Source organism: Marinobacterium sp. NO-S09 (genome assembly GCF_059179545.1).
In genome coordinates this window covers 3,461,582-3,481,456 of record NZ_CP168954.1, presented here as the reverse complement: position 1 = coordinate 3,481,456, position 19,875 = coordinate 3,461,582, and the positions used below count along the sequence as shown (strand labels likewise).

The 19,875-nt window shown below is 57.7% G+C and carries 18 protein-coding genes; 13 read left to right on the top strand and 5 right to left on the bottom strand.

Translation table 11 applies throughout. The features are described 5' to 3' along the window. The first annotated feature begins 13 nt into the window (after positions 1 to 13). A complete protein-coding gene (locus tag O3C79_RS16090) occupies positions 14 to 1,177 on the top strand; it encodes an NAD(P)/FAD-dependent oxidoreductase (RefSeq protein ID WP_494383920.1) in 1,164 nt (387 codons plus the stop codon). A gap of 48 nt (positions 1,178 to 1,225) precedes the next feature. On the opposite strand, the gene O3C79_RS16085 is transcribed toward O3C79_RS16090, so the two are convergent. From O3C79_RS16085 to O3C79_RS16070, 4 genes are all read right to left on the bottom strand, one after another. After that, entirely contained in the window at positions 1,226 to 1,867 is a 642-nt protein-coding gene (locus tag O3C79_RS16085; RefSeq protein ID WP_076460502.1) for a response regulator transcription factor, read from the bottom strand. A 6-nt stretch (positions 1,868 to 1,873) separates the two neighbouring features. Continuing rightward, the gene (locus O3C79_RS16080; protein WP_494383919.1) at positions 1,874 to 3,397 is read right to left on the bottom strand and encodes a PAS domain-containing sensor histidine kinase; all 1,524 of its coding nucleotides are present in this window, start codon (positions 3,395 to 3,397) and stop codon (positions 1,874 to 1,876) included. A 101-nt stretch (positions 3,398 to 3,498) separates the two neighbouring features. Further along, a complete protein-coding gene (locus tag O3C79_RS16075; protein WP_494383918.1) occupies positions 3,499 to 4,044 on the bottom strand; it encodes a hydrolase in 546 nt (181 codons plus the stop codon). A 29-nt stretch (positions 4,045 to 4,073) separates the two neighbouring features. Next, the gene (locus O3C79_RS16070) at positions 4,074 to 4,505 is read right to left on the bottom strand and encodes a MaoC family dehydratase (protein WP_029511219.1); all 432 of its coding nucleotides are present in this window, start codon (positions 4,503 to 4,505) and stop codon (positions 4,074 to 4,076) included. 173 nt (positions 4,506 to 4,678) lie between these two features. On the opposite strand from O3C79_RS16070, the gene O3C79_RS16065 reads away from it, so the two are divergent. Genes O3C79_RS16065 through O3C79_RS16045 form a run of 5 tightly spaced genes read left to right on the top strand, consistent with a single transcriptional unit; the run spans position 4,679 to position 11,744 of the window. Then, positions 4,679 to 6,049: a malonyl-CoA decarboxylase gene (locus tag O3C79_RS16065; RefSeq protein ID WP_494383917.1), complete on the top strand. Its 1,371-nt coding sequence runs from the start codon at positions 4,679 to 4,681 to the stop codon at positions 6,047 to 6,049. 27 nt (positions 6,050 to 6,076) lie between these two features. After that, entirely contained in the window at positions 6,077 to 6,826 is a 750-nt protein-coding gene (phbB, locus tag O3C79_RS16060) for an acetoacetyl-CoA reductase (RefSeq protein WP_494383916.1), read from the top strand. Positions 6,827 to 6,839: 13 nt separating this feature from the next. Beyond that, positions 6,840 to 8,612, top strand: coding sequence for an acyl-CoA dehydrogenase (locus tag O3C79_RS16055; RefSeq protein WP_494383915.1), 1,773 nt, complete (start codon positions 6,840 to 6,842; stop codon positions 8,610 to 8,612). A gap of 27 nt (positions 8,613 to 8,639) precedes the next feature. Continuing rightward, the gene (locus O3C79_RS16050) at positions 8,640 to 10,061 is read left to right on the top strand and encodes an NAD-dependent succinate-semialdehyde dehydrogenase (RefSeq protein WP_494383914.1); all 1,422 of its coding nucleotides are present in this window, start codon (positions 8,640 to 8,642) and stop codon (positions 10,059 to 10,061) included. Positions 10,062 to 10,118: 57 nt separating this feature from the next. After that, positions 10,119 to 11,744, top strand: a complete 1,626-nt coding sequence (locus tag O3C79_RS16045; protein WP_494383913.1) for an acyl-CoA synthetase — start codon at positions 10,119 to 10,121, stop codon at positions 11,742 to 11,744. Positions 11,745 to 11,804: 60 nt separating this feature from the next. Here O3C79_RS16045 and O3C79_RS16040 read toward each other — a convergent pair whose 3' ends face one another. Beyond that, positions 11,805 to 12,992, bottom strand: coding sequence for an acetyl-CoA C-acyltransferase family protein (locus O3C79_RS16040; protein WP_494383912.1), 1,188 nt, complete (start codon positions 12,990 to 12,992; stop codon positions 11,805 to 11,807). A 331-nt stretch (positions 12,993 to 13,323) separates the two neighbouring features. On the opposite strand from O3C79_RS16040, the gene O3C79_RS16035 reads away from it, so the two are divergent. The 7 genes from O3C79_RS16035 to O3C79_RS16005 all read left to right on the top strand — a co-directional run bounded on the left by O3C79_RS16035 (position 13,324) and on the right by O3C79_RS16005 (position 19,853). Beyond that, positions 13,324 to 14,412 carry a LacI family DNA-binding transcriptional regulator gene (locus O3C79_RS16035; protein ID WP_494383911.1) on the top strand — a complete coding sequence of 363 codons (1,089 nt, stop codon included), beginning with the start codon at positions 13,324 to 13,326 and terminating at the stop codon, positions 14,410 to 14,412. Beyond that, positions 14,405 to 15,418: an ABC transporter substrate-binding protein gene (locus O3C79_RS16030; RefSeq protein ID WP_494383910.1), complete on the top strand. Its 1,014-nt coding sequence runs from the start codon at positions 14,405 to 14,407 to the stop codon at positions 15,416 to 15,418. The genes O3C79_RS16035 and O3C79_RS16030 overlap by 8 nt, the downstream gene beginning before the upstream one ends. Positions 15,419 to 15,480: 62 nt before the next feature. Then, positions 15,481 to 16,302: an ABC transporter permease gene (locus tag O3C79_RS16025; RefSeq protein ID WP_494383909.1), complete on the top strand. Its 822-nt coding sequence runs from the start codon at positions 15,481 to 15,483 to the stop codon at positions 16,300 to 16,302. Positions 16,303 to 16,312: 10 nt separating this feature from the next. Beyond that, positions 16,313 to 17,104, top strand: a complete 792-nt coding sequence (locus O3C79_RS16020; protein ID WP_076460471.1) for an ABC transporter permease — start codon at positions 16,313 to 16,315, stop codon at positions 17,102 to 17,104. A 50-nt stretch (positions 17,105 to 17,154) separates the two neighbouring features. Continuing rightward, positions 17,155 to 18,219 (top strand): ABC transporter ATP-binding protein, encoded by a 1,065-nt coding sequence (locus O3C79_RS16015; protein ID WP_494383908.1) that lies wholly within the window; start codon positions 17,155 to 17,157, stop codon positions 18,217 to 18,219. Further along, positions 18,220 to 19,047 (top strand): phosphodiesterase, encoded by an 828-nt coding sequence (locus O3C79_RS16010; protein ID WP_494383907.1) that lies wholly within the window; start codon positions 18,220 to 18,222, stop codon positions 19,045 to 19,047. It begins immediately after the preceding gene. Next, positions 19,047 to 19,853, top strand: coding sequence for an HAD-IIB family hydrolase (locus O3C79_RS16005; protein WP_494383906.1), 807 nt, complete (start codon positions 19,047 to 19,049; stop codon positions 19,851 to 19,853). Before O3C79_RS16010 ends, O3C79_RS16005 begins: the two co-directional genes overlap by 1 nt. The last annotated feature ends 22 nt before the right edge of the window (positions 19,854 to 19,875 follow it).

The window sequence follows — 19,875 nt, the reverse complement described above, 5'->3', positions numbered from 1 at the left end:
CGGAGGCTAGCAAATGGATGCAGAACTGGTAATCGTCGGTAACGGCATGGCAGCGGCGCGGCTGGTGCAGGAACTCAAGCAGGGTGGCGGTTTCGAGGGCCGTATCCTGATGATCGGTCGTGAGCCCCGGCCGGCCTACAATCGAGTGCTGCTGTCGCCTCTGCTGGCCAGCGAAATCGAAGACCAGGCGCTGGAATTGCACAGCACCGACTGGTACGCGGAAAAGGGCATAGAACTGCTGTGTGATGACACGGTCATGGCGCTGGAGCCCGAACGTCACCGTCTCTATACCGGCAGTGGCAAATGCATCTACTACGACCAGTTGGTACTGGCCACAGGTTCCAACTCCAGCCTGCCGCCGCTGCCGGGTATCGACCTTCACGGTGTAATGGGATTTCGTACCTGGCAGGATGTGGAAATCATGCGTGAAGCCGCCGCTAAAGGTGGCAACGCCGTGGTAATCGGCGGCGGCCTGCTCGGGCTGGAAGCGGCCGAAGGCCTGCGCAAACTGGGCATGTGCACGCGCGTGCTCCAGCGCAGCGATTACCTGCTCAACCGCCAGCTCGACCGCCATGCAGCGGGTATGCTGCAGCAAACTCTGGAAGGACGTGGGCTGGAAATCATTACCAACGCCGGTGTCGAGTGCTTGCAGGGCAACGAAGCCGGGCAGGTTACGCAAGTTATTCTGAAGGATGGTACCGCTTTGCCTGCTGATTTAGCGGTGGTTGCAGCCGGTGTCACCCCCGAAACCTCTCTGGCCCGAGCTGCCGAGCTCGACTGCGACCGGGCCATCAGGGTAGATGCCGAACTGCGCACCAGCGCTGTGGATATCTTCGCCATCGGTGAATGCTGCCAGTTCGAAGACAACACCTACGGTCTGGTCGCACCTATATGGCGGCAGGCCAGGGTACTTGCGCAAGTGCTGAGCGGAGAAAGGGATCTGTATGCCGAACAGCCGGTAGCGACCCAGCTCAAGGTCAGCGGGATCTCGCTGTTTTCCTGTGGCGAGATCGATGCAGAGGATGCCAAAGTGGTGGAGTACCACGACCCGGAAGCGGGGGATTATCGCAAGCTGTGGCTAAGGGACGAAAAGCTGGTGGGGGTTGTGTTGTATGGCGATACCCGCCAGGGCAACGGCTACTTTGAGCAGCTGCTGGCAGAGAGAGCAGAGGTATAAGCCTCCGCTCAGCTTACCTGTTCAAGGATCTGAATCGCTTTCCCGACATCAGCCCTGATCTTCCACCGTCTCCACCAGCCCCAGTGCAATTGCGATCTGGACCAGTTCGGCTAGAGAGTCGACCTTCATCTTGGCCATCATATGGGCGCGGTGGCCTTCCACTGTTTTGCGGTTTATACCCAGTTCGTCGGCGGCTTCCTGGTTGGACAGCCCTTTGACGATCAACCCCATCACCTGCTTTTCCCTTCGCGTCAGGCTGTCATAGCGTTCTTGCATGCGGGACTGAGCACTCTGGCGGGCCATGCGGATGCGGTCTTTTTCCAGCGCATTATGCACGTGGTCGATCAGTATCTGGTCGTCGAATGGCTTTTCGATGAAGGTGAGTGCGCCCTGAGTCAGGGCTGTGACGGCCATGTCGACGTTGCCATGCGCCGAGATCATGATGATCGGCAGGTCTATTGCCAAATCGGCAAATTTCTTCTGAGCATTGATGCCGCTGAGGCCAGGCATGCGGACATCCATTACGATGCAGCCGCTGGTGTTGCCCGGGTTGTGCTCGATGAACTCAAGCGCATTCTCGAAGGTGTCTACGCTCAGCCCTACAGACTCCAGCAGCCATTTCAGGGAGTCACGGACATCGGCGTCATCGTCGATGACGAATACCTTTTGAGCGTCTTGTTCAGAGGTCATGCGTACTCAGTTAACTGTGTTCACGGTGAATGAGAAGCGGCTGCCGGATTGTGGCAGGTTTTCCGCCCATAACTCGCCGCCCAGATTTTCTACCAAAGAGCGACTGATGGCCAGTCCCATGCCGAGCCCCATGCGCTTGGTTGAATAGAAGCGCTCGAAGATCTGCGGCAGATCCTGTTCGGGAATGCCGGGGCCTTCATCGTCCACTGTGATCAGCAGCTGGTCGCCTTCGGGGCGGACGCCGACGCTGACGGTCTTGAGTTCATGTTCGGCCTCGGTGTCGCTGGCTTCAAGCGCGTTGACCAGCAGGTTCAGCAGCACCTGTTCCAGCTGGATCTGGTCCCCGCGCACGGCGGGCAGGCTGTCGTCCAGCTGACAGAGGATGCGCACGTTATGGCGTTCGGCGGTGGATTCACAGAACTCGCAAATGCCATTGACCAGGCGCGCAATATCCAGCTCGGTAACCTGGGGTTCCTGTTTGCGGGTGAAGTCCATCATCCGGTGAACAATTTCGCCGGCACGCAGGGCGGTGCTGATGCTGCGGGTGATGGGCGTTTCGATATCCTGCCAGCGCAGCGATTCGGCGCTGGCGAAGCGGCGCTCGATACCGCGCAGAAAGCTGACCATCGCCAGCAGCGGCTGGTTGAGTTCGTGGGCCAGGCTGGAGGCCAGCTCACCCATGGTGATCAGGCGGCTGGCGTGGTCGATCTCGGCCTGATAATGCTTCATCTGTGCTTCGGCGGCTTTCTTTTCGCTCAGATCACGGGCCACCAGTGACAGGTATTCAATATCGCCGTGCAATGAGCGGTGCACCAGCAGCTCCAGCATCACCGGAATAGGGTTGCCCTCGCGGCTCTGCAGGTTCAGTTCGCCACGCCAGCTGCCCTGTTCCTTGGCGGTGGGCAGGCCATCGGCCAGCAGGGTGTGGAAGCCTTTTTGTGCCATTAGCTCCTGTAAAGACAGCCGGGTGTAGTCGGTATGTTCCAGTGCAAGACAGCGTCGAGCTGCCTCGTTGAGGTGGGTGATCTGCAGGTCCAGATCGGAGAAGATCACCAGATCCTGAGTACTCTCCAGCACCCGTGCCAGTCGCCGGTTGGCCTTGTCGGCCTTGATACGGTGTGAGGCATCACGCGACACCACGAGGATCTCCTTGATCTCGTGGGTCTCGGGATCGCGCAGGGTACGACTGGTACTTTCCAGCCAGGTGTAGTGGCCGTCCTTGCAGCGGAACCGATAGGTATGGGTGTACAGGCCACGGTCGTAGGTGACGCTGGGCGCACGGTCCTGAAAGTCCTTCACGTCGTCAGGGTGGTAAAGGTCGTAGGCGGACATGCCGACAATCTCTTCCACGGTAAAACCCAGCAGGTGCGTTACGGCGGGGGAGGCATAGATGAAGCGCCAGTCGCCGGGCGTATGGCGAGAAATCATGTCGGTGGACTGTTCTGCCATCTCGGCAAGCAGTCGGTTGCGCTCGGCGTCGTCGCTCAGGGCGGAGCGGCCTTGTTCAGGCGTTAAGGGTTTCATCTGCATTCCCTGCTCTGGGTGTGCTGGGCAGGATACAACACAGGCAAGCGGCATGGGGAGAGGGTCTGGCCCCGGCAGACGAGTGCCGGGGCAGTTGGCATCATCAATCAGCGCAGAAACTCCATGCTGAACGCCTTGAATTGGGTTACGTCGGAGCGGCGCATCCACTCAAAGCCGACCATTTCTCGGGTGATCAACTTAACCCCTTCCTTCTCCATGCGACGCAGGGCGATCTCGGTATCGAACGGGTTGCGCGCAGAGATGGAATCGGCGACCACGAACACCTCGTAGCCTTCTTCGAGCAGGCGCAGGGCGGACTGCATTACGCAGGCCTGGGACTCCATGCCGCATAGGATCGCCTGCTTGCGGTCCAGCTCACCGAAGGCGCTGCCGAATTCAGGGTCATCGATACAGGCGAAATGGGCTTTACCGAAGAGCTGCTCGGCACCAACGAGTTCACGCAGGCTCTCTTCGGTGTGGCCCAGCCCCTGAGGGTATTGTTCAGAGCCAATCACCGGCACTTCCATCAGCTGGGCCAGCCGGGTCAGCCACTTGCAGTTGTCCACGAGCCGCTGCTGTTCGTGTACGCCCGGCAGCAGCTTGGCCTGCACATCGATCACGACCAGTACGGACTTATTCTTATCCAACAGCATTTTCAATCACTCCTTGCGCTTGTTTGGGATCAGGCCGGGCGGCGGTCAACCATGTTGGTGGCCACGCCTTCGGCGACAACCTTATCGCCCACACGGCAGATGGTTTCGAGCTTCACGCGACGGCGTTCTTCGTTGATTTCCACCACTGTAGCCGTGGCGACCACTGTATCACCGATATGTACCGGGGCTTTGAACTTGAGCTGCTGGTCCACGTAGATGGCGCCCGGCCCAGGCAGGCGCGTGCCCAGTACGGCAGAGATCAGGGCGGCGCTGAACATGCCGTGCACGATGCGCTGTTCGAACATGGTGGTCTTGGCGTATTCGGCGTTGATGTGCACCGGATTATCGTCGCCGCTGATGCCGGCAAAGAGGATGACGTCTGCATCGGTGATGGTCTTGGCGTAGCTCGCCTGCATGCCGACTTCCAGATCTTCCAGGTAGTAGCCGTGCAGCGCTTGCATAGAGTCCTGCATGTTATTGCTCATTGTTGTTATCCCATGAATCGATACTTTGGATCTTTAGGTTAGTGGTATTCGTTTAATTAACCAAGGGTTTTTACTTGGTTTTTGAAAATGGCTCTGCTAGCCTCGATTCAAACAATGACAACAAGCACTCTCCAGGAGGGGGTTCCGTTATGCAGACTCAGCCAGCAAACCTGTTTGAAAGGGCATTCAAAAAGCTTGTTCCCTATGGGCTTGAAGCGGTTGCCGGTCGCAGAGCCGTGCCAGACATCATGGGACTGGATCCGGACCTGCCTGAAACGGACCTGGGGCGTGTGCGTGAGTGGGTCGATAATTGCCTGGATGCCCATGCCGGGCAGGTAGAGGCGCGCAATCGGGCGGCGATGCTGGGGCGGATGTACCTGAATCTTTCGCAGGTCGGCAAGGTCCGCTTTCTCGGCATGCTGGCCGAGGAATACGGTATTGATGATGCAGGCGTTGAGCAGGCAATCAGCGGCTGGCAGAGCGCGCTTAATGGCGAGCGTGCACGTAAAGCTCATCAGCTGCGCAAGGCTCTGGAGCCGGCCCATAACCGCCTGCTTAAGCAGTTCACGGGGGTTCCCTCAGGGGTGAAATTCCTGGTGGATATGCGCGAAGAGCTGCTGGGACTCAAGCAGGAACACAGCGAGCTGGAGTCACTGGAAGCGGACCTGAAAGAACTGCTGGCGACCTGGTTCGATGTGGGGCTTCTGCAGATGGAGGAGATCAGCTGGAACTCCAGTGCGGCACTGCTGGAGAAGCTGATCGCCTATGAGGCCGTGCACGAGATCCAGAGCTGGAGCGACCTGAAAAACAGGCTGGACTCCGACCGCCGCTGTTTCGCCTTCATCCACCCCAATATGCCGGATGAGCCGCTGATTTTTGTCGAGGTTGCCCTGGTCAGTGGTTTGGCCGGCAGTGTCCAGAAGCTGCTCGATGAGGACGCGCCGACCCAGGATATCGACAGTGCCGATACCGCGATTTTTTACTCCATCTCCAATGCCCAGCCGGGGCTTGCCGGGATCAGTTTTGGCAACTTCCTGATCAAGGAGGTGGTGAAGAAGCTCAGCCGTGAATTCCCGCACCTGAAGCAGTTCGCCACCTTGTCGCCCATTCCGGGGTTTGCTCGCTGGCTGGAAAACTGTCCGGCTGCACAGCTGTGTGAATTGCCTGGCGGAGAGCAGTGGCTGAGTTTGCCATCACCGCGGGTGGTCTCGGTTATCGAAGCCAATGAATCCATGGAAATCCGCCAGGAGGCGCTGACTAAACTGGCCGCGGCCTACCTTTGCCAATGCAAAAAGGGCACGCGCGCACAGGACCCCGTCGCCCATTTCCATCTCAGCAATGGCGCCAAGGTGGCACGGCTGAACTGGATGGGCGATGTGTCTCAGAAAGGTTTGAAGCAGTCCGCTGGCCTGATGGTGAATTACCTCTACGAGCTGCCAAAGATCGAACAGCGCAGCGAACAGTACACATCGGACGGGACGGTTTCCCAGTCTTCCGCAATCAAGAAACTTTTGAAGTAAGCCATTCACAATAAGAAGGAAAAAATCATGACGAATCGTATCGCAGTGGTAACCGGCGCGACCGGTGGCTTGGGAACATCCATGTGTCAGGCGCTGGTTGATCAGGGGCGCAAGGTCATCGGTACCCATCTGCCGAATGAGCAGGCCACCGCTCAGGCACAGGATTGGCAACAAACCATGAAAAGTCAGGGCTATGCGGTCGAACTGTATCCGCTGGATGTGGCGGATTATGAAGGCTGCCAGGCGTTCGTACAGAAGGTTGAGGCCGAGCACGGCGCCATCGATATTCTGGTTAACAACGCCGGTATCACCAGCGATGCCCCGCTGAAGAAAATGGGCGTTGAGCAGTGGAGCAAGGTGATCGACGTTAACCTGAACTCCATGTTCAACATGAGCCGCCAGGTATTCGAAGGCATGTGCGAGCGTGGTTTTGGCCGTATCGTCAACATATCCTCACTGAACGGTGAAAAGGGCCAGTTTGGCCAGTGCAACTATGCCGCGACCAAGGCCGGCATTTACGGTTTCACCAAATCCATCGCTCTGGAAGGCGCACGTAAGGGCGTAACCGTTAATGCGGTATCTCCGGGCTACATCGATACCAAGATGGTACGCCAGGTGCCGGAAAAGGTGCTGGAAAGCATTGTTGCCGGCATTCCCGTGGGCCGCCTTGGGCAGCCGGACGAAATCTCTCGGGCCGTTACCTTCCTGACAGCTGAAGACGCCGGCTTTATCACCGGGACCAATCTGTCCGTGAACGGCGGCCAGTACATGGACTAAGGGAGCAGGCAGCATGAGCGAGTACAGAGCACCCACCCGCGACATGGAGTTCGCACTGAGAAGTCTGGCCGGGTTCGACGAGATGGCCAAGGCCTGCAATTACGAGGATGCCTCGCCCGATGTGGTGGCGGCGATTCTGGAAGAAGCGGCCAAATTCGCCGGTAACGCCATCGCACCGTTGAACCGCAGCGGTGACGAAACCGGTGTACAGCTGGACGAAGGTCGCTGCGTCCAGACCCCGGACGGCTTCAAAGAGGCCTACCAGCAGTACATTGAAGGGGGCTGGGCCGGCCTGCAGTTTGATGCCGAGCAGGGTGGTCAGGCGTTACCATTCTCGCTGGCCATCCCGGTACAGGAGATGATCCACGCGGCCAATATGGCCTGGGGGCTCTGTCCGCTGCTGTCTCAGGGCGCCACCGAGGCGCTCAGTGAAAATGCCGACGAACCACTGAAACAGCTATTGCTGCCGAAGCTGATCAGCGGCGAGTGGACCGGCACCATGAATTTGACCGAGCCCCAGTCGGGGTCGGATCTGGCGACGATTCGTACTCAGGCACGTCCCGAAGGCGACCATTATCGCATCACGGGCCAGAAGATCTTCATTACCTGGGGTGAGCACGATATGGCCGAGAATATCGTCCATCTCGTACTGGCTCGGCTGCCTTACGCGCCGGCGGGGGTGAAAGGCATTTCCCTGTTCGCCGTGCCCAAGTTTATTCCCGATGCCGATGGTAATCCGGGCGAGCGCAACGACTGTTACGCTCTGTCGCTGGAACACAAGATGGGCATTCACGCCAGCCCGACCTGCGTCATGAGCTATGGCGAGAACGGCGGTGCGCTCGGTTATCTGGTGGGCCAGGAGAACCAGGGGCTGGCCTGCATGTTCACCATGATGAACAACGCCCGCCTGACCGTTGGCTTGCAGGGAGTCGCAGTCTCCGAGCGTGCGCTGCAAATGGCACGCAGCTATGTTGCCGAGCGTATTCAGGGCACGGCGCCGGGCGATCTTGAGCCTTCACCGATTGTGCGTCATCCCGATGTGCGCCGGATGATGATGACCATGAAAGCCTTGACCGAGGCGGGCCGTGGCCTGGCCTATTCCGGCTGCGTGGCGGTCGATTATGCCAAGCATGCTGAGCTTGATGCCGAGCAGCGTAGCTATTATCAGCGCCGTGCCGATCTGCTGACACCGCTGGTGAAGGGCTGGTGCACGGAGATTGCCCAGGAGGTCACTTCGCTGGCCGTGCAGTGTCATGGCGGCATGGGCTTTATCGAAGAGACCGGTGTGGCCCAGTTATACCGCGATGCCCGCATTCTGCCGATCTACGAAGGAACCAACGGTATTCAGGCGCTGGACCTGATCGGTCGTAAAACCATTCGTGATCGTGGTCTGGCCATGCAGGAACTTCTGGCAGACATGCGAGCGACGGCGGAAGCCACCAGCACTGTCTCCGCACTGGATGAGCAGCGGGTGCAAGCCTTTGAACAGTCAATCCAGCAACTGGAAGAGGCACTGCAATTGGTGTTGGACAGCAGTGCCAATGAGCATTTTGTCGGCTCGGTAGCGTTCGACTTCCTGATGCTCACCTCCACCGTCACTGCCGGTTGGCTGATGGTGAAGTCGGCCCTGCTGGCCTCCAGTGAAGAGGGCGGTGAATTTCTGCAGACCAGGCAGGTCACCGCCCAGTATTTTATCGACCACATTTTGTCGCGTTGTGCCGGTTACCTGGCTTCGGTAAAGGCGGGTGAAGACTCCATCATGGCCCTGCCGGAAACGGCGCTCTAACAGGGTCCAGCAGTTAACGGAGAGAGTATGTACATTAATGGACACTGGCTGACTGAACGAAGCCATTTCCCGGTCACCAACCCCGCCAACGGTGAAGTGATCGGCGAAGTGCCCGATTGCACGCCGGAAGATATCGATGCGGCCATCGCGGCCGCCAGCGAAGCGCTGAAAAGCTGGAAACAGACCACCGCCTATGAACGCTCAGGCCTGCTGTACCGTGCCTGGGAGATCATGCTCAGCCGCAAGCAGGAGCTGGCCGAGCTGATGACGCGGGAGCAGGGCAAGTCGCTCAAGGCGTCACTGAACGAGGTGCAGTACGGCGCCGATTTCCTGCTCTGGTTCGCTGAAGAGGCCAAGCGCATCAACGGCCAGGCCATTCCGTCTGCTCGCGCTAACCAGCGTTTCATCACCCAGAAGGTACCGGTTGGTGTAGTCGGCGCGATCACCCCCTGGAACTACCCGATCTCGATGATCACCCGCAAGCTGGCGCCGGCACTGGCGGCCGGTTGCACACTGGTGCTCAAGCCGGCGGAGCATACGCCGCTCTGTGCCAAGGCAATGGCGGAGGTGTTCGAGGAAGCCGGTTTCCCGGCGGGCGTGATCAATGTGATCACCTGCCGCGACCCGGCACCGGTAGGCGATGCTTTCTGTACCGACTCGCGCATTAAAAAGCTGACCTTCACCGGCTCCACCGCGGTGGGCAAAAAGCTCAATGCCCAAGCGGCGGCCAACATGAAGCGGGTATCGATGGAGCTGGGCGGTCATGCGCCGGCCATCGTCTTCCCCGATGCGGACCCCGTGCATGCGGCCAAGGGGCTGTCACTGGTCAAGTTCCTCAATACCGGGCAGGCCTGTATCAGCCCGAACCGCATCTTCGTTCATGAGAAACATGCCGAGGCGTTTCTCGCCGAACTGACGGCAAGGGCCGCTCGACTGAAAGCCGGCAGTGGCTTTGAGGCAGGCAACAGCATCGGGCCGCTGATCAACGAAGCGGCGCTGCACAAGGTAGATAGCCAGGTGCAGGACGCCATTGCCAAGGGCGCGACCCTGTACACCGGTGGCCAGCGGCTGACGGACGCTGGCCTGGCTGACGGCTCCTTCTACGCACCCACAGTGCTGGCGGGCGTGACGCCGGAGATGAAAATCTACCGCGAGGAAACCTTCGGCCCGGTGGCCCCGGTGATTATCTACAAGGATGACGACGATGTGTTGGCCATGGCCAATGACACCGAATACGGGCTGGCGGCCTATGTCTACAGCAACGACCTGTCCAATGCGTTCAAGGCATTCGAAGCCTTGGAGTTCGGCATCATCGGTATTAACGATATCAACCCCACCAGCGCAGCGGCGCCCTTTGGCGGCATGAAGAACAGTGGGCTGGGGCGTGAAGGTGCGCAAGAGGGCATTGAGGAGTATCTGGAAACCAAGCTGGGAGGCTTCGCCCTCTGATACCCGGCGCGTCACCACATTAGCAAACACCGTGCTCTTGATAATAAGGATAAGAAAATGGAAAACATGTTTGAGCAGGACCTTGACCCTGTCGAGGCGAACTTCTCGGCACTGACCCCAACCACATTCGTTAAGCGGGCTGCGCTGGCGCATCCCAATCGGACCGCTGTGATCCACGGGGATATCAAGCGCACCTGGCAGGAGACCTATCAGCGCTGTCTGAAATTGGCTTCGGCGCTGCGCAAGCTGGGCGTGAAGAAGGGCGATACGGTCGCGGCGCTGCTACCCAACATCCCCGAGATGCTGGAGCTGCACTTCGCCGTACCCATGTTGGGTGCGGTGCTCAATGCTCAGAACACCCGCCTCGATGCCAAGACGATGACCTTCATGCTCAACCACGGCAAGGCCAAAGTCTTCTTCACTGACCGTGAATACAGCGACCGTGCCAGGGAGGCGCTGGCGGGCTGTGATGCTAAGCCCAGGGTGATCGATGTGGACGACCCCCAATTTGAGGGGGGCGAGCTGATCGGTGACATGGCTTTCGATGCGCTGTTGGCAACCGGGGATGACGACTTCGAGTGGGAGTTACCAGGGCAGGAATGGCAGTCAATCGCGCTGAACTATACCTCCGGTACCACCGGCAATCCCAAGGGCGTGGTCTATCACCACCGTGGTGCTTTCCTCAGTGCGTTGAGCAACGTGGTCGGCTTCGGCCTTCCGGATGGCGCTGTCTACCTGTGGACGCTGCCGATGTTCCACTGCAATGGCTGGTGCTATCCCTGGGCGGTCACGGCGGTGGCAGGTACCCATGTGTGCCTGCGTCAGCCGCATCCAAAACCGATCTTCGAAGCCTTGGCCCGGCATGGCGTGACCCACTTCTGTGCCGCGCCCATCGTGCTGAACATGCTGATCAATGCCCCCGAAGAGCAGAAGCTACCGTTTGAGCAGCAGGTGACCGCCGCTACGGGTGGTGCCGCGCCACCAGCGGCGACCATCGAAGCGATGGAAGAAATGGGCATCAAGGTTGTTCATCTTTATGGTCTGACCGAGACCTATGGTCCCAGTGTGGTCTGCGATTTCCAGGATGAGTGGCACCAGCTGAACCCGAAGGAAAAGGCACAGAAGATGTCCCGTCAGGGCATTCCGTCGTTGACCATGTCGGACATGATGGTCGCCGATCCGAACACGCTGCAGCCGGTGCGACAGGATGGCCAGACCATCGGTGAGGTTTTCTTGCGTGGCAATTCGGTAATGAAGGGCTATTTGAACAACCCCGATGAAACCCGAAAAGCGTTTTCCGGCGGCTGGTTCCACACTGGCGATCTGGGCGTCTGGCATGCTGATGGCTATATCGAGATCAAGGACCGCTCCAAGGACATCATCATTTCCGGAGGTGAAAATATTTCGACCCTGGAGGTCGAAAGCGCCCTCTACAACCATCCTTCGGTGCTGGAAGCCGCCGTGGTAGCTGCACCGGATGAACACTGGGGTGAAATTCCCTGTGCCTTCATTACGGTCAAGCAGGGGGCTGATGAGTTGTCAGAAGATGATGTGCTGGCACATTGCCGTGAGCATCTGGCAGGGTTCAAGATTCCGAAGAAGGTGATCTTTACACCCGCGTTGCCTAAAACATCGACGGGTAAGCTGCAGAAGCATGTATTGAGGGCGCAGCTGGCAAGTTAATGGCTTAAGGCTCGTTATAAAGAGGGCTCCCGGTGTCGGGAGTCCTCTTTTCGCTTCAGCTTACATCCGCTCAAACACAACCGCGATACCCTGACCACCACCAATACACATGGTGACAAGCGCGTAGCGGCCTTCAATGCGTTGCAGCTCGAACAGGGCTTTGGTTGCGATGTAGGCACCCGAGCAGCCTACAGGGTGACCCAATGCGATGGCGCCGCCGTTGGGGTTGGTTTTGTCGAGATCCAGCTCCAGACCTTTGGCCACGGCCAGTGCCTGAGCGGCAAAGGCTTCGTTGGATTCGATTACATCCATTTGTGCCAGGCTCAGGCCTGCTTTCTGCAGTGCCAGACGCGAGGCCGGGATTGGGCCTTCCCCCATGATTTCGTTGGAAACGCCGGCCAGTGCATAAGACACCATGCGCGCGATTGGCTTGTGGCCATCACGTTTGGCAGCATCGGCTGATGCCAGTACCAGGTAGGCAGCACCATCGTTGATGCCGGAGGCGTTACCGGCGGTGACGGTGCCATCCTTCTTGAACGCAGGGCGCATGCCGGACAGGGATTCAGCCGTGGTGCCAGGTTTTACGTGCTCATCGGTGTCGATGATGGTTTCGCCCTTGCGCGTCTTGATGCTGACAGGAGCGATCTGGTCCTTGAAGCGACCGGCTTCAATGGCCGCTGCGGCACGGCGATGGGATTCGGCAGCAAAGGCGTCCTGCTCTTCACGGCTGATGCCCCATTTCTCGGCCAGGTTTTCCGCCGTGATACCCATGTGACCGGCACCGAAAGGATCGCTGAGGGTCGCGACCATCATATCGATCATGCTGGTATCGCCCATACGGGCGCCGCTGCGCATGGCGGTGGACAGGTAGCCGGAGCGGGACATCACTTCCACACCGCCGCCAATACCGTATTCATAGTCGCCCAGCATGATGGTTTGAGCGGTAGATACCACAGCCTGCAGGCCGGAGCTGCACAAACGGTTCACCGCCATGGCGACAGAGTCCATCGGCAAACCGGCCTGGATGGAAGCAACGCGGGCGACATAGGCAAAGCGGGAGTCGGTGGGGATGCAGTGACCGGAAGCGACATAGTTGATCGTCTGAGGATCAACACCGGAGCGTTCGATGGATGCCTTCATTACCTGGCCAGCCAGTTCGGCCGGCTCCAGCTGGCTCAGGCCGCCCCCGAATGAGCCGATTGCGGAGCGGGCTGCGCTGAGTACAACAACTTCGTTCGTCGTGGACATGTGGATCTCCATCAGTTAGCGGATTAGAAGTAACAGATACTCGATCCTCCGGTATGACGCCACAAGGTCTGAAGGGACTAGGTTCGTGGGGCCGACCCTTCGCTGTTCCTGCTCGGAGGTACTCCCGGGATATCTCATTAGCTTTTATACGGCAAAAACGGATTCGATATAAGCATGCACTGTTGAGACAGGCAGGTGCGCCTCTGTGGCAGGTCTTTATAGGTGAGGTGTCTTGTGATGGTGATGTAAACGTTTACATATTGTAGTTAAACGTTAACAGGGGTGTAAAAAACGGAATCTATAGTGCCTTCAGAACTTAAGGAGGTAGCCCATGGCCAAGGCCGTCACAATCAAGGATATTGCTCAGCACTGCGGTTTGTCCGTTGCGACTGTGTCCCGTGTCATCAACAACAAGGGGGCAATACGTGCAGAAACCGTTGAGCGGGTTGAGGCGGCTGTTCAGGCCCTGGGGTATCGCCCAAGTATGGCAGCGCGGGCACTCAAGTCGGCCAGTAACAGAACTCTGGGAGTAATCATTCCCAGTCTTACTAACCCGGTATTTGCCGAAACGGCCGCGGGCCTGCAGCAACAGGCGCGGTTACTTGGTTACACACCGCTGATTCTGTCGTCTGATTACGATGATGCGCTTGAATCAAGTGCTGTTGAAAACCTGCTGGCCTATCAGGTAGATGGTGTTCTGCTGACGGTTAACGATGCAACATCAAGCGCCGCTTTGGAGCGCCTGGATGAGGCTGGCGTGCCTTATTGTTTGATGCATAACGTGCCACGTCAGCGTGTCGCCGGCTTTATTGGCGTGGACAACTTTCGTGCAGCTGCTGAAGTGGCGACCCGCATTCAGGCTTTGGGTCATACCCGTATAGGCATGGTGTCAGGTGACTTCATGCGTACAGACCGTGCGCGTGACCGTTATGCGGGTTTTCTTGCAGGGCTCAAATACGCGGGAGTGGAGCTGGCGCACCTTGTTCAAGTGGACCCAGTCAACGCCACAGGGTTGCAAGAGTCCCTGTCCCGTATTTACAGCCAGAAGGAAAGCCATCCGACAGCCTGGTTTTGCTCCAACGACCTGCTTGCTCTGGCGACTATCGCCCAACTGGAAGCCATGGGGCGCTCGGTTCCTGGTGATGTCTCCATTGTCGGCTTTGATGGCATCCAGGCGGGTGCCTTGCGCCAGCCGATGCTTACCAGTGTGCGAACGCCCAATCTTGAAATCGGCAGCGCTTCTGTTGATTTGCTCATGGCCCAGATACATGACACCTCCTCCAATTCCGGCCGCAAGCTAGATTACCACTTGATGGAGGGCGGTACGCTGGCTGCTGTATCTGAAATGCCTGACCCCGATTCCGGCAACATCCCTGATCCACACCTTCAATCGCTTGATGAGAGTAAAGACGATGCTTAAACAACGCGTGTTCAAGTTGGCCTCCGCCCTGGCCGTCACGGCGGGCACCCTGAACGGTACGGCCCAGGCTGCCGATGCCATCTGTTACAACTGTCCGCCGCAGTGGGCGGACTGGGGTACTCAGCTCAAAGTGATCAAAGAAGAGCTGGGCTACAGCATCCCGTTCGACAACAAAAACTCGGGCCAGACGTTGTCCCAGCTGCTGGCTGAGCAGAATAACCCGGTGGCAGACGTGGCCTACTACGGCGTCTCTTTTGGTATTACGGCTGCCGAGAAAGGTGTGACTGAAGCCTACAAGCCGGCAAATTGGGACCAGATTCCGGAAGGTCTGAAGGACCCTGATGGCGAGTGGTTCACCATTCACTCCGGCACCATTGGCCTGTTCGTGAATGTGGATGCGCTGGACGGCAAGCCGGTACCAACGAGCTGGCAGGACCTGCTTGATCCAACCTACAAGGGCATGATCGGTTACCTGGACCCGTCCAGCGCTTTTGTCGGCTATGCCGGTGCCGTGGCAATTAATGGCGCACTGGGTGGTGATCTGGATAACTTTGAGCCTGGCCTTGATTACTTTGCCAAGCTGAAGCAGAACAACCCCATCGTGCCCAAGCAGACAGCCTACTCACGTGTGCTCTCTGGCGAGATTCCGATCATGCTGGATTACGATTTCAACGCATACCGCGCCAAATACAAGGATGGTGCCAACATCCAGTTTGTCATCCCTGAAGAGGGCAGTGTTGTCGTTCCGTATGTGATGAGCCTGGTGAAAAATTCACCCAACCCGGACAAGGGTCGCAAGATTCTGGACTTCGTACTGTCCGACAAGGGGCAGTCAGTCTGGGCCAACGCTTTCTTGCGACCGGTTCGTCCTGATGCCATGCCTGAAGCTGTGAAAGCCAAGTTCCTGCCTGCGTCTGAGTATGCCCGTGCCAAGCCCGTCGATTACAAGAAGATGGCCGAGGTACAGGGGGATTTCCAGAAACGCTACCTTGATCAGGTGAACTGATTGACCTGTGGAGGCCGGAGCTGTGTCCGGTCTCCTCTTGATTCCTGTTGTTGAGAACACCCATGTCCCCGCGATTGAACCAACCTCTGTATCTGATGATGCTGCCCGTGATCATCATTACCTGTGCCTTCTTCCTGATTCCCATGGGCAGGCTAATCCTTATTTCGATAAGCGGTGAAGAGGGAAGCATGACCTATTGGTATGCCCTGACCGATAGCCGTTATCTGAACAGCCTGCTGCAGACGCTGATGCTGTCGATTGCAACGACGCTGACGACGCTGGCTATCGCCTTGGTGGTAGGCATGTTCCTGGCGCGAAATCGCTTTCCCGGCCGGTCAACGCTGGTGTCACTACTGACCTTTCCGCTGGCCTTTCCCGGCGTAGTGGTTGGTTTTCTGGTGATTATGCTGGGCGGTCGTCAGGGGTTAAGTGCTGAATTGGGGCTGATATTGGACGGTTCGCGCTGGACGTTTGCCTACACCATAGTGGGGCTCTTTGTTGGCTACATTTATTTTTCGATTCCTCGCGTTTTGATGACGGTGATGTCAGCCGTGGAAAAGATGGATGTGATGCTGGAAGAGGCGGCGCGCTCCATGGGGGCATCGCGGTTGCGAGTGTTGCTGGACGTTATTATTCCGGCATTGAAACCGGCGCTTATCGCCAGTGGTGCCATCTGTTTTGCCACCTCCATGGGGGCTTTCGGCACCGCCTTCGCATTGGCCAGTGGTATCAACGTGATGCCCATGACCATCTACACAGAATTCACTCTGGGCGCCAATGTGGCCATGGCAGCAACATTGAGCATTCTGCTGGGGCTGATTACCTGGCTGGTACTGTTGCTGGCGCGCTCGGTTTCCGGTGCCAACACAACACCTGCGGCTTGAGGAGCCCCTTATGAAACGATCCCTGTCCTCTTATCTGCAGCTGGCTTTTACTCTGCTGATCTGTGCTTTCATGCTGGTGCCTGTGCTGATGTCTGTCGCTGCCGGGCTGACCAATAACTATTTCCAGGGCCTTTCCAGCGGCCTTACCTTGCGTTGGGTCGAGGAAGTGCTGGCGCTGTACAGCGATACGATTTGGCTGACTTTACAGCTGGCACTGGCGACGCTGCTGATCAACCTGATTGTGGGCGTACCTGCGGCGTATTATCTGGCGTCGTCCAACAGCCGCTGGGCTCGGGTGTTTGAAGAGCTCATCGTGCTGCCCGTGGCAATTCCTGGCCTGGCCATCGCGCTGGCGCTGATCATCGCTTATGGCGGTGTTCATGGTCTTCGTACCAGCTGGCTGTTCATCCTGATCGGGCATGTGCTTTATACCCTGCCTTTCATGGTACGCGCGGTGCTGGCGGTGTTGCACAGCATTAACTTCAGAACACTGGAAGAGGGCGCGGCCAGTCTGGGCGCCGGGTTCTTCCGCCGCTTTATCGATGTGGTGGTACCCAACTGTAAGGGCGGCATTATCAGTGGTGCCTTGATGACCCTGACCCTGTCGGTGGGCGAGTTCAATCTGACCTGGATGCTGCACACCCCGCTTACCAAGACCTTGCCGGTGGGTTTGGCAGATGCCTATGCGTCCATGCGACTGGAGATCAGCAGTGCCTACACACTGATTTTTCTGGTCATGTTGCTGCCGTTGATGATCGGTGTTCAGTGGAGCGGCTCGCGATTACGCAAGCCCCACGCCTGATGCGGTTACCCGTTTTGTTTTAAATATTTACGCGTTTGCAGGACTCAATCATGAACATCAATGAACATGGCGCCTCCATCCGTCTGGAAGGCTGTACCAAAACCTTTGCTGACGGCACTCTCGCGCTTCACCCGCTCGATCTATCGGTACAGGCCGGAGAGACTCTGGTGCTGCTTGGGCCATCCGGTTGCGGCAAAACCACCACTCTTCGATTGATTGCCGGGCTGGAGTTTCCGGACGACGGCGGCCGTATTCTCTTTGATGATGAGGACGTTACCCACACGCCTATCGAGAAACGAAATGTCGGCATGGTGTTCCAGTCCTATGCACTTTTTCCCAACATGACCGTGGCTGAAAACGTGGGTTACGGCCTGAAAGTGCAGAAAGTGAAAGCGGCTGAGGTCAAACAACGCGTCAGTGAAATGCTGGAGATGATGGAGCTGGGCACGCTGGCACATCGCCGTGTCGATCAGTTATCCGGTGGACAGCGTCAGCGTGTGGCACTGGCACGTGCCCTCATCACCAGCCCTCGTGTGCTGCTGCTGGACGAGCCTTTGACGGCGCTGGATGCCATCCTGCGTGACCGCTTGCGAGCGGATATCAATAGTTTGCTGCGCCGCCTGGGAATTACCGCAATCTACGTGACCCACGACCAGGATGAGGCAATGGCGCTGGGTGACCGTATCGTAGTGATGGATCATGGCCGTGTATCCCAGATCGGTTCGCCTAAAGAGATCTACTTTGCACCCCAGAATGACTTCGTGGCCGACTTTATCGGTCAGATCAACACCTTTGAAGGGCAGGTCAGCTGTTCAGACATGCGTCTGCCTGGCGGTGTGCTTTCAGGCGTTTCGCTGGCGGACGGGCAAGGAAAAGTCTATTGCCGGCCTGAAGATATCGAAGTCATCAATAGCGCTAATGCCGGGCTTCGGGGGCAGGTACATCAGACCCAGTTTATCGGTGATCGCAATCGAATTTGGGTAAAAGGTGCCAACCACGAACGGGTCGTTATCGATACCGATGGTCGTTCTGAGTTCAAAATCGGTCAGGAGGTGGGGTTACAGATTCGCCCGGAACAGATGATCGTACTCGATCGTAGGGCGGAGAGTATTTGAATGATCATCGCACAACTGACCGACCTGCATATCAAGGCCGGCGGTAAAACCGCTTACGCCGGCAAGGTGGACACCTTTGCCAAGCTGCAACGGGCTGTCGAGCACCTGAATGCCATGCGCCCGCAACCGGACCTGGTTTTGATCACCGGTGATCTGGGGGATTTCGGCCGGGCCGAGGAATACCGACAGGCGCGGCAGGCGCTGGATCGCCTGCAAATGCCGTTCTATCTCGTGCCGGGCAACCATGATGAGCGTCAGGCATTGCGTGATGGCTTTGCCGATCACAGCTATCTTTTTCAGGCCGATACGCACCTGAGTTATGTCATCGAGGGCTTGCCGCTGCGTCTTGTCGGTTTGGATACCAGTGTACCGGGCAAGCCTCATGGAGAACTGAATGGCGTGCGCCGGGATTGGCTGGAAACCGCGTTGAGTCAGGCACCGGAGAGACGCACTTTACTGTTTATGCACCACCCGCCAGTCGCGGTGGGGCTGGACCATATGGATGTGCAGCGTTTGCATGGAAGTGATGAACTGGCGGTCGCGCTTCAGCGTCATCCGCAGGTGGAATTGATTCTGTGCGGGCATCTGCATCGTCCGGTGGAGTTCATCTGGTGCGGCCGGCCGGTCTACGTGGGTTCGGCGCACAACCATGCAGTCACTCTGGATCTGACGCCGGAGGCACCGTCCTCCTTTACGCTGGAGCCCGCCATGATTCGGTTGATCTATCTGCACCCGCAAAGCGGCATGATTTTGAGCCACCAAAGCCATGTGGGGGATTGCGATGGCCCTCACCCATTCTTTGATGAGCAAGGCAGGCTGATTGACTGATGAAAGCCATACAGCAGTTATCTCGACGCCAGGCGATAGGGGTGCGTTACATTTTGACTGATGTGGACGACACCCTGAGCTATAAGGGGCAGTTGTTGCCGGGTACCCTGGATACTCTCTATGCCTTGCGTGATGCCGGCATTACGGTAGTGCCTATTACCGGAGCCTGCGCGGGTTGGTGTGATGCTCTTGTTCGCTTGCTGCCTGTGCAAACCCTGATTGGTGAAGGTGGTGCTTTTCGCTTTCAGCTGGAAGGCATGAAGCTCAGCACAGAGTTCTGGCTACCTGATGCCGAAAGGCAGGAGCGGCGCTTGCAGCTTGAAGCGGCCGTGAAGGCGGCATTAACCCAGGTTCCACGTGCCAGGCTGGCTGCTGATCAGCCGTTACGATTGACCGATTTTGCCATCGATATTGGGCAGGCAGTTGAGCTAAGTCTCGAAGAGATTGATCAGCTTTGTGAAGTGCTGGATGCTTTTGAGGTGAATTATTCAACCAGCTCAATCCACCTCAACGTTTGGGCCGGTGATCATAACAAATGGCGTGCTGCCGAGCGTTACTTTACCGATGTCAGGGGTCTGCAGGCAGAGCACATTAGTGAGCAGGTACTCTGTATCGGTGACTCCGCCAATGACGAGCCCATGTTTCGCGCACTGCCATTGAGTGTCGGGGTAGCCAATATTGAACACAGCCGGCACTGGCTTAAAACACTGCCAACGTTTAAAACCGAGGCGGAAGGTGGCCTTGGGTTTGTTGAAATGGCCAGACACCTGCTGGCGTTGCGGTCGCAGGAGGCGTCAGTGGCCTGAGCTCCTGAGTACTTCGTGATAA

Bases quoted from the DNA above. Each gene is read 5' to 3' on its own strand.
- O3C79_RS16035 (WP_494383911.1), top strand. From the start codon at position 13,324: ATGGCCAAGGCCGTCACAATCAAGGATATTGCTCAGCACTGCGGTTTG.
- O3C79_RS16050 (WP_494383914.1), top strand. From the start codon at position 8,640: ATGTACATTAATGGACACTGGCTGACTGAACGAAGCCATTTCCCGGTC.
- O3C79_RS16055 (WP_494383915.1), top strand. From the start codon at position 6,840: ATGAGCGAGTACAGAGCACCCACCCGCGACATGGAGTTCGCACTGAGA.
- O3C79_RS16080 (WP_494383919.1), bottom strand. From the start codon at position 3,397: ATGCAGATGAAACCCTTAACGCCTGAACAAGGCCGCTCCGCCCTGAGC.
- O3C79_RS16010 (WP_494383907.1), top strand. From the start codon at position 18,220: ATGATCATCGCACAACTGACCGACCTGCATATCAAGGCCGGCGGTAAA.
- O3C79_RS16075 (WP_494383918.1), bottom strand. From the start codon at position 4,044: ATGCTGTTGGATAAGAATAAGTCCGTACTGGTCGTGATCGATGTGCAG.
- O3C79_RS16030 (WP_494383910.1), top strand. From the start codon at position 14,405: ATGCTTAAACAACGCGTGTTCAAGTTGGCCTCCGCCCTGGCCGTCACG.
- O3C79_RS16090 (WP_494383920.1), top strand. From the start codon at position 14: ATGGATGCAGAACTGGTAATCGTCGGTAACGGCATGGCAGCGGCGCGG.
- O3C79_RS16045 (WP_494383913.1), top strand. From the start codon at position 10,119: ATGGAAAACATGTTTGAGCAGGACCTTGACCCTGTCGAGGCGAACTTC.
- phbB (WP_494383916.1), top strand. From the start codon at position 6,077: ATGACGAATCGTATCGCAGTGGTAACCGGCGCGACCGGTGGCTTGGGA.
- O3C79_RS16070 (WP_029511219.1), bottom strand. From the start codon at position 4,505: ATGCAAGCGCTGCACGGCTACTACCTGGAAGATCTGGAAGTCGGCATG.
- O3C79_RS16025 (WP_494383909.1), top strand. From the start codon at position 15,481: ATGTCCCCGCGATTGAACCAACCTCTGTATCTGATGATGCTGCCCGTG.
- O3C79_RS16020 (WP_076460471.1), top strand. From the start codon at position 16,313: ATGAAACGATCCCTGTCCTCTTATCTGCAGCTGGCTTTTACTCTGCTG.
- O3C79_RS16015 (WP_494383908.1), top strand. From the start codon at position 17,155: ATGAACATCAATGAACATGGCGCCTCCATCCGTCTGGAAGGCTGTACC.
- O3C79_RS16065 (WP_494383917.1), top strand. From the start codon at position 4,679: ATGCAGACTCAGCCAGCAAACCTGTTTGAAAGGGCATTCAAAAAGCTT.
- O3C79_RS16040 (WP_494383912.1), bottom strand. From the start codon at position 12,992: ATGTCCACGACGAACGAAGTTGTTGTACTCAGCGCAGCCCGCTCCGCA.
- O3C79_RS16005 (WP_494383906.1), top strand. From the start codon at position 19,047: ATGAAAGCCATACAGCAGTTATCTCGACGCCAGGCGATAGGGGTGCGT.
- O3C79_RS16085 (WP_076460502.1), bottom strand. From the start codon at position 1,867: ATGACCTCTGAACAAGACGCTCAAAAGGTATTCGTCATCGACGATGAC.